The following is a 12833-nucleotide window of genomic DNA, read 5'->3' as shown; positions in this document are numbered from 1 at the left end:
ATCGGCGCTGGAGGGTCATTTTTACATCGACGCTGACAGCTAAGCCATAATTAGTTTACCGTACTTAAAATTACTGTAATAATTAGTACAGTAAAAACAAACAATCTAATGAGGTAAGTAATGAGATTCTACAACCGCCAGTCTGAGTTACAAAGCCTGAAACGATGGACGGATATTGCGCACACGGAACATAGCCAACTCACAATGATGGTCGGACGCAGGCGGGTGGGTAAAACCACGTTACTCAAAAAAGCGTTTGCTGGAACCAATGTTGTGTATCTATTTGTCTCAAGAAAAGCCGAACCTCTTCTTTGTGAGGAGTTCGCCGAACAAATAAAAACTCAATTAAATCTGCAAATTTACGGTCAACCCGATTCTTTAAAGTCGCTCCTTGAGATCCTCCTAACATTTGCAAAATCCCAGCCCATCACGGTGATCATCGATGAGTTTCAAGATATTCAGAAAATAAACTCTAGCTTTTTCTCGGACATGCAAAACCTGTGGGACAGCCACAGACTTGATTCCAAGATGCACCTTATCTGCTGTGGATCGCTCTATTCAATGATGACGCACCTGTTTCAAAACAGCAAACAACCCCTTTTTGGCCGAGCTGATCACCGGATCAATCTGCAGCCTCTTAAGCCAACATTTATCAAAGAAATGATGCATGATCACTCATGCTTCAGTCCTGAGGCATTGCTCCAATGGTATTGTTTTAGTGGCGGAATACCAAAATATCTTGAATGGCTCGTGCAATGCGATCCCGCGGAGCCCTTATGGCCTCAGTTGATCAGTGAATTCTCACTGACCCTTGATGAAGGGAAGTATCGATTGACAGAAGAGTTTGGGAGCGATCAAAGTAACTATTTCTCAATCCTACAAGCGATTGCCTCAGGAAAAACAAGCCGAAGTGATATCGAATCTATACTACAGTATTCCGTTGGTCCGCAGCTTAAAAAACTGGAAGAAGAATTTGATATTATTGAAAGAATTGTGCCCATTTTCAGCAAGCCTGGTGGGCGCATCGTAAAATACCAAATAAAAGACGCCTTTCTCAATTTTTGGTTTCGTTACGTCTACAAAAACCAAAGCAGCGTGGAGGTAGGCAACTTAAGGTATGTACAACAAGTGATTGAGCGTGACTTTGAACAATACAGCGGAGCATGGCTAGAAAGGGTAATCAGATTGCAACTCGCCGAATCCGGAGAGTACAACCAAATTGGAACCTATTGGGAAAAGGGCAACCAAAACGAAATTGACATTGTAGCCGTTAATGAGATGAATAAAGAAGTGGTGTTTATTGAGGTGAAGCGAAACATCAAGCGCTACAGTCAAGTTCAACTAATTGCCAAATCACAAAAATTATTAGCGAAGTTTAAAGACTATAACATCAGCTATCGGGGCATGAGTTTAGAAGATTTGAGATAAGTTCCGCTCACACAGAGCTGGGTAGCAAGCTGTTAAAATACCGTGAGGCTGAGCAGTGAGCTCAATAGGTGGCTATTTCCCACCTAAAGGCTCGCTAACAAAGATGAAAACTGTCTCAATTCCGTCTCAGCACTGAGACACTCATCAGACTAAGTTATTGCTGTTATTATAAAGAAGAGGATAACTGCATATTTCGGAGCATTCCGATCAGTCATTTCGGGATTATCCGATCACCCATTTCGGTTTAAACCGATCACTGATTCCGCGATTATCCGATCACTTTTAGCCTAACTCCGAAATCGGTGATCGGAATAGCGAAAACCGCGATCGGAATGTCCGAAATCCTTCCTTTTTCTCTTTTAGATCAATAGCTCGCTATTCTTTACGTCTTAAACAAGAAGGTAAGGAAGCGACCATGGCAAAAAAGAGAACTCCAATGAACAAAATCAAAGAGGTATTACGCCTTAAGTACGATTGCGGTCTTTCAAATCGCAGCATCGCTTCTTGCCTTAAACTCGGCCCTTCCACCATATCGGAACTCCTGACTCGCTTTAAACAAAGCCAACTTGGCTGGCCTTTGCCCGAAGGTTGCAGTGATGCAGACCTCACTAAAGCTCTGTATCACTCGAAGAAAGCCAATCGCGACAAAGTCATGCCAGACTTCACTCAATACGCTGTCGAACTCAGACGTAAAGGTATGACGAAGATGCTGCTCTGGCAGGAGTATCATGAGCAATATCAAGAACAAGCTTACGCTTACACTCAGTTCTGCGAGCACTTCACTCGTTGGTTCAAAACCCAAAAGCGCAGCATGCGTCAGCTCCATGTTGCAGGTGATAAGCTGTTTATCGATTACTGTGGGCCTCGGCTTCAAGTGGTCAACCCTGATACAGGTGAAGTGCGCGAAGCAGAAGTGTTCGTGGCGACCTTAGGTGCGTCCAATTACACCTATGTTGAAGCCTTCCCGAGTCAAGGTAAGTCTTACTGGTTAGAGGCGCATGCAAATGCGTTCGAGCACTTCGGCGGCGTACCACGACTCTTGGTTCCCGATAATCTGCGTAGCGCGGTCACCAAACCCAATCGCTATGAGCCGAGACTAAATGACAGCTATCAAAAACTGGCAAACCACTACCAAACCGCAGTGATGCCAGCTCGCCCCTACAAACCGAAAGACAAAGCCAAGGCAGAGAATGCCGTGCTCCTAGTGGAACGCTGGATCATGATGCGGCTGCGCCATCAAACCTTCCATACCTTCAAAGAGCTGAACCTCGCCATCCGTGAGCTTATGAATGACTTAAATGAACGTGAGATGAAGCAGTATGGTGCGAGCCGCAAAGCGCTGTTCGACAAACTCGATAAACCCGCGTTAAAGCCTCTGCCTAAGCAGCGATATCTATATACTGAAACCAAGCGAGCCAAAGTTGGGCCTGATTATCACATCGAATATCGCCGTCATTACTACTCGGTTCCCCATCAACTTGTTGGTCACCATGTCGAACTGGAAGCCTCCAACCGTCTGGTGCAGATCTACCATCAAGGTAACTTGGTCGCCCAGCATCCACGCAGCCAAAGAGAGCGCGGAAACAGCACCCAACCAGAGCATATGCCGAGTAATCATCAACATCAAAAGTGGTCGCCTGGACGCTTGCTCAACTGGGGAGCCAATATCGGCCCAGCCACACGAGAAGTCGTCAATAAGATGCTTAACTCCAAGCCTCATCCAGAGCAGTCTTATCGTTCCTGCCTTGGGTTGCTCAATCTGAGTAAAACGCATGGCGAATCGCGCCTAGAGCAAGCCTGTAAAGATGCGCTGATGCTGACAAAACCCAACTACACCTTCGTCAATAATCTGCTGAAGAACAATCGTGAAGGCCAACTAAGCAAAGACAAAGAGAGCACACCAAACCTCGTTCATAGCAATGTTCGTGGCCCGAACTGTTACCACTAGGAGAAGAAAGATGAATGCACTTAACGACCAACTCAAAACCCTGCGCTTGAGCCATGCTGCGAAAGCGTTAGAGCAGCAACAAGAGCAACTGACCACCTACGCAGAGCTGAACTTCGAGGAACGGTTAAGCCTGCTTCTGGAAAGCGAGATCTTGAACCGCAATCAGTCCAAAATCCAACGGCTAAAACGGCAAGCCAAGCTCAGAGTGGATGCTCAGCCGAGCCAACTCATCTACAAAGAAGGACGAAATCTTAATCGCAAAAAGATGAGCGAACTGCTAACGGGCAGTTACCTACACAAACACCAGAACATCTTGATCACAGGCCCAACAGGAGCAGGCAAAACGTATCTTGGCTGCGCACTAGCAACCAGTGCCTGTGACCAACAGCAAACAGCAAGGTACTACCGACTAAGCCGACTGCTGGACGACCTGACCGCTGGTCGTCTGGATGGCAGCTATCAAAAGCAACTTCAATCCCTGGCTAAAAAAGCACTGCTTATCCTTGATGACTGGGGAATGGAAAAACTGACTCAAGAGCATGCGGGCCACCTTCTGGAAGTGCTGGAAGACCGCTACCAAAACAGCAGTACGATCGTCATCAGCCAACTACCCGTTAAGGAATGGTACAACATGATCGGTAATGCCACCGTTGCAGACGCTCTAATGGATCGGTTTGTACACAATAGCCATCGAATAGAACTGGGAGGTGAGTCAATGAGAAAACTGGCGCAATCCGATCACTTAGAGTAGAAATAGGAAGAGAGAAAAAAGGCAGGCACAGGTGATCGGAATAAACCGAAACGAGCGATCGCAATCACCGAAATACGCAGATAACGAAGGATCCTCTCTTTTACATATGACTTTTTTTGTTGGGGATTATTTATCACCATTAAACAAGTCGCGCGTATAGACTTTGTCTTCCACATCTAAAAGCTCTTGCGCCATGCGATTTGAAACAATGACATCGGAGCGAGACTTAAACTCCACTAGGTCAGTCAAAACTTCTGAATGGAAGAATTCTTTTTCTTGAAGGACCGGCTCGTAAACCACCACTTCGATGCCTTTGGCCTTCAAGCGTTTCATAATTCCTTGAATACTTGATGCACGGAAGTTATCGGAGCCCGACTTCATGATAAGGCGATAGATACCAACAGTTTTTGGATTTCGCTTCAGAACACTGTCTGCAATAAAGTTTTTACGAGTGGTATTAGCATCAACAATCGCTCGAATTAGGTTATTCGGCACTTCTTGGTAGTTAGCTAAAAGCTGCTTAGTATCCTTAGGAAGACAATAACCGCCATAACCGAATGACGGATTATTATAGTGCACTCCAATTCGAGGATCTAAGCCGACACCTTCGATAATTTGACGGCTATCCAAGCCATGCGTCTCGGCATAAGTGTCTAGCTCATTGAAATATGCCACGCGCATTGCAAGATAAGTGTTTGAAAATAGTTTAATCGCTTCAGCTTCAGTCGAATCGGTAAATAGAACGTCGATGTTCTCTTTCTCTGCACCTTCAACCAACAGATTTGCAAAAATTTCTGCACGTTCACTGCGCTCACCAACAATGATACGAGAAGGATGCAAGTTATCGAACAATGCAGTACCTTCACGTAAAAACTCTGGCGAGAAAATAATGTCATTAGTAGCAAACTTTTCACGAACCGACTGAGTAAAACCTACAGGCACTGTCGATTTGATTACCATTGTTGCATTTGGGTTCAGTTCGAGTACATCTGAGATGACGGCTTCTACCGATTTTGTGTTGAAATAGTTAGTCTCAGGGTCGTAATCTGTTGGTGTAGCAATAATCACATAGTCTGAATTTTTATAGGCTAACTCCTTATCCAAAGTAGCTGTGAAATTGAGTTCTTTTTCTTTGAGAAATGCTTCAATCTCTGCATCCACAATAGGAGATTTTTTATTGTTTAGCAGCTCTACTTTTTCCGCGATTACGTCCAATGCGACCACTTCACAATGCTGAGCTAACAGCATTGCATTAGACAGGCCTACGTAACCCGTTCCTGCAATAGTAATTTTCATAATAATAAGCCAACTTCAAATAAGTAATATTGAATTCAATAAGTAATGTGTACACCCGAATTCAGATAATAAGTGCGACACTTCATTGGTAGGACTGAGGAAGCACGGAAAATTCATGAACATCCCCGTCAATAAAGGCTCGCCAGAACCTTCAAAAGGTACTCAGAATCCATCGCACACATCGCTCTTTTGTGTTTAATACTCGCTTTCAAAGTCGTTTCACTCTTCAGCATGTTCAAACACATCTGCCTGATCCTTGCAAAATTTTCTGCGCTCTCGTCTGCGCGTTTTCGGCTACCATCTTCACCAAATGTTGTATCTAGAGACCAATGCATCGACTCGACCAACCAATGTGAACGCGTTGCATTTAACAATTCCTTAGCAGTTAAATCCTTCGAACTAATGTAGTATCTCACCGTGACTTCTGACTCTTTCGCCACCGCTTCTTCCTGTCTTACAGAGACAACGATACCCATTGTTTTTTAGCTCTGGCCAATCAAACGCTAAGTTACCTAGAACACCTAAATCCTTATTCGTGAGAGCCAGTCTAGTTTCTTGTCTGCCACGAGATTTTTCCTGTGTGCTGTAAGAATCACCATCGTGTTTTTGTAACTTGCTCATATCGAAATAATTATCGAACGCTTGCTCTAAACGACCTTGATTGCCTTTCACCGCAAGTAGATAGTCCGCATTTTTGATTAGTATTTTTTGAGCAATTTTCTTCTGGCATCCCATCGCATCAATAGTGACCAAACAGCCTGATATATCAAGAAGTTCAAGCAACTCTGGGATAGCAGTGATCTCATTGCTTTTTTCGTAAACTTTATGCTGTGCGAGACTGACACCATTTTCAGTCGCAAAAGCGTTTACCATGTGAATAGCACCGAGCCCACGAGAGTCATCATAAGAGCCCCTAACGGTTTTACCATCAATGGTAATCACTTCACCTTTGGTTAGCCTGCGGCAATCTTTCATCCGCTCAATGAAGCACTTTTGTAGGCGAATTGCACTAATCATACTCATCGCTCTTGCTATCGTCGAAGTAGATGGAACGCCATCATGACTAAAATCACCAAATCGCTTCAAGAAATCCAACTTAGCTTCGCCGTAAAGGCTAATCGCTTTCCAGTCGTCTTAGCCAGAAAGCACAGCACAAATTGTTAACAGAATGATATCAGTTAACTTGTGCTCGACTTTGCCTTGTTGGCGATAATCTGGAATGACATCGAAATGCATAAATGGGTGCTGATTACTCATCGTTGAACCTCCAATTTGTCTATGGAGGTATTAAAAAACACTGAAAATGATCTACAAATCGATCATCAGACAATTGATTGTTATGTGATAACGCTAACTAGTGAGGTTCGAAAATTGAGAACTCACTACGCCACGAAACCTTTAAACCCGAGATTCCGCAGCCAATTCAGGAATAAACCGCTTCATATAGCGAACCAAGTAATTTGACTAGCCGAGTCTGATGCTCTTGGACTCCCGTTATGAAACGTTGACCACCTAGTTCGAGCGTGTCGATGCCTTCGAATTTTAAGAACACCCAACGCGCTGTCGGTTTCGTTGTTGTTTTGTTCTTCACCATACTCGGGAAGAACTCTTCTGTGTTGGTGAGCTGCTCTCGGATTTTGTGCTCTAAACTTGCATAAACGAGAAGACTTAGCGTCATGATCATCAAGAGCGCCTCAATACGTTGGGGCTTCTTTAGAAAAATGGATGAGGTTAGGAACTCTGGGCTTTTCAAAAAGCGGAATCCGCGCTCGACCTTTTGCTGGGATTTGTAATGCTCAAGCAGTGCCGCCATTGTCAGCTCTGAACTATCAGTATCGTTGGTCGCGAGGATAAACATACCCACTTTAAGCCTCGCCAGTTTGACTTTTTCTAGGTCGGTATAGGGCGTCGCATCGATGTAGTAGTGGTAGCCTGTTGGCTTTGCTTCTTTTTTAGGGCGACCGCGACCTGCATAGATCGGCTCTTTCACTACGGTGGTATGTACAAAGCCCAGTAAATGACACTCGTTGGCAAAGTCGTTCATCGCTTGCTCGGCATCCACTGCGCAAGCAAACTGCTTTTTCATTAGTTGCCCCAGCGCTTTAAGCTCTTTGGTGACTTTTTTATCTAAGTTTTTGTAAAACGTGGCTTCTTCTCGCTTGGTGGCTTGTTCGCTGTGAACCAACAACCACCTCTGATTAACTGAACCATAGTTAGCGTCAATCCAGCAACCTGAATAACCATTACCTATGCTACTTAGTTGCTCTGGCTCTAGAGCCAATAGCGCTTCTTTGGCTGACTTGATGGTCATTGGAACGCGAGTAATAAATTTTTGCTGTTGCTCATCCAGCGAACGAATACTGTCTTCGGTATATAACGCAGCGTCAGCGATGAAGTAGCGACTATTTTGGGCGGATTTTAGACAATGTATGTGCTTCTTCGTCACTTCAGAAAAGGCTTTAGCGTCATTGGTGTTACCACTGAGTGCCTGCATGTAAACGGGTAAGCCTGCTTGGTTTTCACAAATCAGCTCAAGGACCACTTGGTTTAACTCTGGACGGTGGTCTCGGCTATAGCCTTTGACTAGTTTAATAGCATTAATGTCTTCGTCTTGCTCGTAGTCACCATCGACATGAAAACTCGTGATATCGAGGTGGACGGAGTCCGTTTTAAGTCCAAGTTTATCAACCACATGCTCTGCAATTGCTTGATAAAGAGCAGAGACATCGGCTTCATATAGAGCATCCAATGTGCGCCCAAGTACATCATCAGTAAGGTGGTGTGCCTCAATGTCTTTAGCTAGCAACTTGGCAATCGGCTTGGTCTCGAAAAAATCAGAGAACATGTGCAGCGTGCGGCTATGAAAGCCTAGCCCATTAAGGATCATAGCCAACACAGCATCACCATGTGAAACGTTATGCTCCGAATACTTAGGAATGATGCGGTCGATGATACCCGGCAGGTCGACCTCGTGGCAGAAAGCAGCGATAAGCCCTAGGTGATCTAGACGTTTAATAACAGGTTGAGGAGCAGACATAATAAGCGACCGTTAAATAACAGTAATAGATCAAAACTGGGGATCGCGGTCAAGCTGCCTATGCTACTAAGTCTTGTAAATGATCACTGGATCACACTATTTAAATTCCTGAATTAGGTGCGGAATGACGGTTAAACATAGGCATGTACGTGAATTTTCCCTGGATGTTGAGGTTTCATTTAAAACTAAAACCAGAGGTGTGATACAGCATCTTGCCATCGATGCCACCGGTCTCAAGGTTTATGGCGAAGGTGAATGGAAGGTCAAAAAGCACGGTACTGATGGGGAGCGCAGAGTCTGGCGTAAGCTACATTTAGCAGTAGATACCGGCACCCACGAAATAGTCGCAGCAGAGCTTAGTTTATCTAACGTTACCGATGCCGAAGTGCTTCCCAACCTACTCAAGCAGACACGTCGTAAAATCATTGAAATATCAGGTGATGGTGCTTATGACACCAGACATTGCCATGATGCAATACGTATAAAGCGAGCGGTTCCGCTCATCCCGCCAAGGGAAGGAGCAGCCTTCTGGGAACAAGGACACCCTCGCAACCTAGCGGTAGGTTGCCAGAAGCTGTACGGCTCCAACAAGAACTGGAAAAAGCGGTATGGTTATCACAAGCGCTCGCTATCAGAGACAGCAATGCATCGAGTGAAACAGTTGTTGGGTGGTAAACTCAGCATATTGTCTAAAAGTTACTCAACTTTGGGCAGCTTGGTTTCTCGTCTGAATTACGCATCAAAGCCGCTTGTTGCTCATTGTTGAGCCTCCAAATTTTCTATGGAAGCATTTGAAAGCACTGAAAATGATCTACCAATCGATCATCAGACGATTAACGGGAATGTAATAACACTAACTCGCAACGTTCAAAAGTTGAGAACTTAATACGCTACGACCCCTTTAAACACGTGCATTTACATGATTTTTCCCAGCCATTCCGCTGCAGTCACTATCAAGCCCCAATAATACATCAATTCCTTATGTTTTCATCTATACGTTAGCTAATTAGATACCCGAGCTAACTGCCCTTTACCGCCATAGAAAAATTTCTGAGCTTCAAACGGTATTAATACTGACTCTCCAGTGCGTATCTTAACCTGCTTGCCCTGCGCCGAAAGACACACCTCACCTTGAATACAAAACACAATCTCAGCGCCTCTTACAAAAATAGATTGCTCAGTTTCGTTTGCCTCTAACACATCAAATTTAAAGTCATCAACTGGAACAGGAAAGTGCAAGCGTCCTTCTCGTTTCATTGGTGGCGTTAATAGACTGGCTGGAGGTATCGGATGAAAATGTGTATTTGCTATCAACTCTTCAACATCAATATGCTTAGGTGTAAGACCTGCTCGAAGAACATTGTCTGAGCTCGCCATCACCTCTAAAGCTGTACCTTGAACATAAGCATGTGGCGTTTCTGCATGCAAAAACATGGCTTCTCCTGGTTGGAGTTCAACGATATTCAAAATCAGAGGCGCCAAAATCCCATTGTCACCGGGGTACAATTTGGCAAAGTGTTGACTATACTCTAGTGCTTGCTTGGCCATAGGTGATAGATTCGCTTTACCATAGTGTTCACAGAGCTCAGCCAAAGCTTTCTGCTTTTTCTCGCCCTCTAAAGTAAGCAACGCCTTAAATAATGTTTGCAAGCCTTTATCATCTGGTGAATGCGTGAAAACTTCAACATCTGGTGCAAGAGCGTGGATATTCACTTCTTCAAATAAAGAGAGAATATCCTCAAAAGGCCTAAAACCATTCATCGCCTTATAAATAGTGATGGCGAATACCAACTCTGGCTTATGGTTTGCATCCTTATAGTTTCGATTAGGCGCAGTCAATGCTATACCTTGCGCGTTTTCACGCTCAAAGCCTATTTCCGAGTTGCGTTTATTAGGGTGCACTTGAATGGACAATGGCGTTTCAGCCGCCAACACCTTAAACAAATAAGGCATTTGACCATAGCGATCTGCGGTATAGTCACCCAACACTGTTGCAGGGTGTTGTGTAATGTAATCAGCTAAAGACGTATCGAGTTCCTCAAGGTAAGAGCACCCATTTGGGTGTGCTCCCATCCACAGCTCAGCTTGCGGTTGACTTTCTGGATTCTCAAAACCAAACAAAAAACTCAATGAAGTGTTGCTGCCCCAAGCGTAGTTTTGAATTATATTCGTCAGTTTATATATCATGAACTAAAGCCTTTAACTAAGCTAGAGTGATGTCTAAGTCTTGCACTTTGCTAAGAACTGAATCTACGACACGAGTGGCATGGTCCATTGTATCAGCCTCAGCATAACAGCGCAGTTCTGGTGCGTTTCCTGAAGGACGAAGGTGTACAATCACACCACTTGAAAGCGTCATTCTCAATCCATCGGTGGTATCGACTATGGAGACGGAGTCTTCAAAGCCTAGCGCTGTGATTAATGCTTGTGGATTTTCTATACCTTGAGCAAGAATTGCTAAGCTCTTTTCAGTCATAAAATTTTGAATACGGTCACTATGAGTGAACCTTTGAGGAAGGTCGCTCACAAGCTGGGCGATAGCGGTATTTTGTGTTGCCGACAACAACATCAGGGCAGGCAACACCGCGTCTCGAGTGGGAAGTGCTTTTAATGTCGTACCATTAATTTCAACATCACTGCCTAATAAGAAACCACCGTTAGCTTCAAATCCTGCAATGCGAGAATAGTCTTTAGACAATACATCAAACTCAGCAATTACGTAAGGTGAGCCTATCTTAGTTTTCGATACGAAATTAAACGCTGACGATAGCTCAATAATCGTATTACAGCTGACTGGAATAGCTAGAGCGTCAATGCCCATCTCTTGTGCACAGAGCAAACCTAGAATATCACCGCGTAACCATTCACCGCTTTCATCAGCAACTAATGGACGGTCACCGTCTCCGTCTGTTGAAAAGATGAAATCGAGATTATGCTCTTTTGACCATGCTTGCGCTTTAACCTTATCGACTTCTGTTACGGCCTCAGTATCAATCGGCACAAACTCATTCGTGCGCTCTAGAGAGATCACTTCAGCACCTAGCGCTTCAAACAACCCGCCATAGATATCACGGCCAGCACTAGAGTGCTCATAAATACCAATACGCTTGCCTGATAGCATATTAGTCGTAAATAACGACGTATAACGATGTGTGTACTCCTGCTTGGCAAAGTCGTTAACTTCTAACTCTGGTAGTTCATTAACTGGTGTAAACAAAACTTTAGCATTTAAGATCGCTTGTTCATCAGCTTTACTAATTTCACCATCCGGACGATAAAATTTAAGGCCATTACGGTCAAAAGGGATATGACTACCTGTTACCATGATGCAAGGGATATTCTGTTGCATCGAGACATAAGCTAATGCAGGAGTTGGAACTACGCCATAATAAACAACTTGCAAGCCGGCATCTTTTGCGGCCACAGCACACGCCTGTGCCATTGCATAGCTGCTTGGGCGGTTATCAATAGCCAGCGCTAACGCATCAAAGTCAAAGTTGCTTTTGATGCTTTCGAAAAAAGCATGAGTAAAAGCAGCACATACATCACTAGTGAACTGTTCTACCAAGCCACGGGCACCGCTAGTGCCAAATTGAACTTCAGATTCATTTATTATGGAGTAACTATTTTTCATTCTTATAACCTGTGTATTTTTGTCTATACATATCTATTAAAAATATAGGCGCTGAGACGAATGTTCTTTGCCACAACCTTTTAGGTTCTCCAATAAATCTAACCAACCACTCCAAATGGAGATCTAACCATATTTGGCTTGGTCTCTTAACAGTTCCAGCATAAAAATCAAATACTGCACCGATACCAGAAACCATAGACCCTGATATGTTGTTTCTAATTGAATGTATTAACTTTTCCTGTTTCGGAGCTGTGAGGCCGACAAATATTACATCAGCGTTAGAAGCGTTTATTGCCTCTATAAATGAAACCTTATCATTTACAGAAAATTCTGTTTTATAAGGCGGGGATAACGTGTGACACTGGACATTTGGAAACTCTTTCGATGCCCTTGCCCTAATCTTATGTAGCACAACATCGGTGCTACCTAAAAAGAATACGCTACCGGATTTTTTATCTAATTGCTTCATTGTTTCAAAGAACAGATCCGTACCAGCAATCTTATTGATTTTTTTCTTGTGCAACTTTCTAGCAGCCAACACTATACCGCTGCCATCGGGGATCAACACTGTTGAATCAAGCAGAGCTTTCTGAAATGCTCCATCATTTTTCGATTCAGCATAAGAATGAGGGTTGATCGTGTTTACAACCTTTAACTCACCAGATCCTAACGATTCAGATACAATTTCCACTACAGAGCGAGTAGATACAGAATAACCTAATATAGAAAGCTCTTGCAT

General features: G+C 43.9%; 8 protein-coding genes and 2 pseudogenes. 4 read left to right on the top strand and 6 right to left on the bottom strand.

Going from position 1 to position 12833, the window contains the following annotated elements; translation table 11 throughout:
* Positions 1–120 precede the first annotated feature (120 nt).
* The 3 genes from AC6I8U_RS01095 to istB all read left to right on the top strand — a co-directional run bounded on the left by AC6I8U_RS01095 (position 121) and on the right by istB (position 4127).
* On the top strand, positions 121–1428 hold the full coding sequence (locus AC6I8U_RS01095) for an ATP-binding protein (protein WP_498017514.1): 1308 nt from the start codon (positions 121–123) through the stop codon (positions 1426–1428).
* A gap of 415 nt (positions 1429–1843) precedes the next feature.
* Positions 1844–3376, top strand: coding sequence for an IS21 family transposase (istA, locus tag AC6I8U_RS01090; RefSeq protein ID WP_498017513.1), 1533 nt, complete (start codon positions 1844–1846; stop codon positions 3374–3376).
* A 10-nt stretch (positions 3377–3386) separates the two neighbouring features.
* On the top strand, positions 3387–4127 hold the full coding sequence (gene istB / locus AC6I8U_RS01085) for an IS21-like element ISVch3 family helper ATPase IstB (RefSeq protein ID WP_498017512.1): 741 nt from the start codon (positions 3387–3389) through the stop codon (positions 4125–4127).
* Between the two features lie 126 nt (positions 4128–4253).
* On the opposite strand, the gene AC6I8U_RS01080 is transcribed toward istB, so the two are convergent.
* The 3 genes and pseudogenes from AC6I8U_RS01080 to AC6I8U_RS01070 all read right to left on the bottom strand — a co-directional run bounded on the left by AC6I8U_RS01080 (position 4254) and on the right by AC6I8U_RS01070 (position 8460).
* On the bottom strand, positions 4254–5423 hold the full coding sequence (locus tag AC6I8U_RS01080; RefSeq protein ID WP_498017511.1) for a nucleotide sugar dehydrogenase: 1170 nt from the start codon (positions 5421–5423) through the stop codon (positions 4254–4256).
* Positions 5424–5551: 128 nt separating this feature from the next.
* Positions 5552–6680, bottom strand: a pseudogene (locus AC6I8U_RS01075) (ISAs1 family transposase).
* 166 nt (positions 6681–6846) lie between these two features.
* A complete protein-coding gene (locus AC6I8U_RS01070) occupies positions 6847–8460 on the bottom strand; it encodes an IS1634 family transposase (RefSeq protein ID WP_498017510.1) in 1614 nt (537 codons plus the stop codon).
* Between the two features lie 166 nt (positions 8461–8626).
* On the opposite strand from AC6I8U_RS01070, the pseudogene AC6I8U_RS01065 reads away from it, so the two are divergent.
* Positions 8627–9226, top strand: a pseudogene (locus tag AC6I8U_RS01065) (IS5 family transposase); the annotation flags it as partial.
* Between the two features lie 236 nt (positions 9227–9462).
* On the opposite strand, the gene manA reads toward AC6I8U_RS01065, so the two are convergent.
* Genes manA through AC6I8U_RS01050 form a run of 3 tightly spaced genes read right to left on the bottom strand, consistent with a single transcriptional unit; the run spans position 9463 to position 12833 of the window.
* The gene (gene manA, locus AC6I8U_RS01060) at positions 9463–10647 is read right to left on the bottom strand and encodes a mannose-6-phosphate isomerase, class I (protein WP_498017509.1); all 1185 of its coding nucleotides are present in this window, start codon (positions 10645–10647) and stop codon (positions 9463–9465) included.
* Positions 10648–10663: 16 nt separating this feature from the next.
* Complete coding sequence (locus AC6I8U_RS01055) at positions 10664–12094, bottom strand: phosphomannomutase (protein WP_498017508.1); 1431 nt, start codon at positions 12092–12094, stop codon at positions 10664–10666.
* A complete protein-coding gene (locus AC6I8U_RS01050; protein WP_498017507.1) occupies positions 12084–12833 on the bottom strand; it encodes a WecB/TagA/CpsF family glycosyltransferase in 750 nt (249 codons plus the stop codon). Before AC6I8U_RS01050 ends, AC6I8U_RS01055 begins: the two co-directional genes overlap by 11 nt.

The organism is Vibrio sp. KUL80, from assembly GCF_059725495.1.
The sequence above is the reverse complement of the archived record's forward strand: the minus strand, read 5'-3'. Positions and strand labels throughout refer to the sequence as shown.

Coding starts and splice junctions, on each gene's coding strand:
- AC6I8U_RS01095 (WP_498017514.1), top strand. CDS start 121: ATGAGATTCTACAACCGCCAGTCTGAGTTACAAAGCCTGAAACGATGG.
- istA (WP_498017513.1), top strand. CDS start 1,844: ATGGCAAAAAAGAGAACTCCAATGAACAAAATCAAAGAGGTATTACGC.
- istB (WP_498017512.1), top strand. CDS start 3,387: ATGAATGCACTTAACGACCAACTCAAAACCCTGCGCTTGAGCCATGCT.
- AC6I8U_RS01080 (WP_498017511.1), bottom strand. CDS start 5,423: ATGAAAATTACTATTGCAGGAACGGGTTACGTAGGCCTGTCTAATGCA.
- AC6I8U_RS01070 (WP_498017510.1), bottom strand. CDS start 8,460: ATGTCTGCTCCTCAACCTGTTATTAAACGTCTAGATCACCTAGGGCTT.
- manA (WP_498017509.1), bottom strand. CDS start 10,647: ATGATATATAAACTGACGAATATAATTCAAAACTACGCTTGGGGCAGC.
- AC6I8U_RS01055 (WP_498017508.1), bottom strand. CDS start 12,094: ATGAAAAATAGTTACTCCATAATAAATGAATCTGAAGTTCAATTTGGC.
- AC6I8U_RS01050 (WP_498017507.1), bottom strand. CDS start 12,833: ATGCAAGAGCTTTCTATATTAGGTTATTCTGTATCTACTCGCTCTGTA.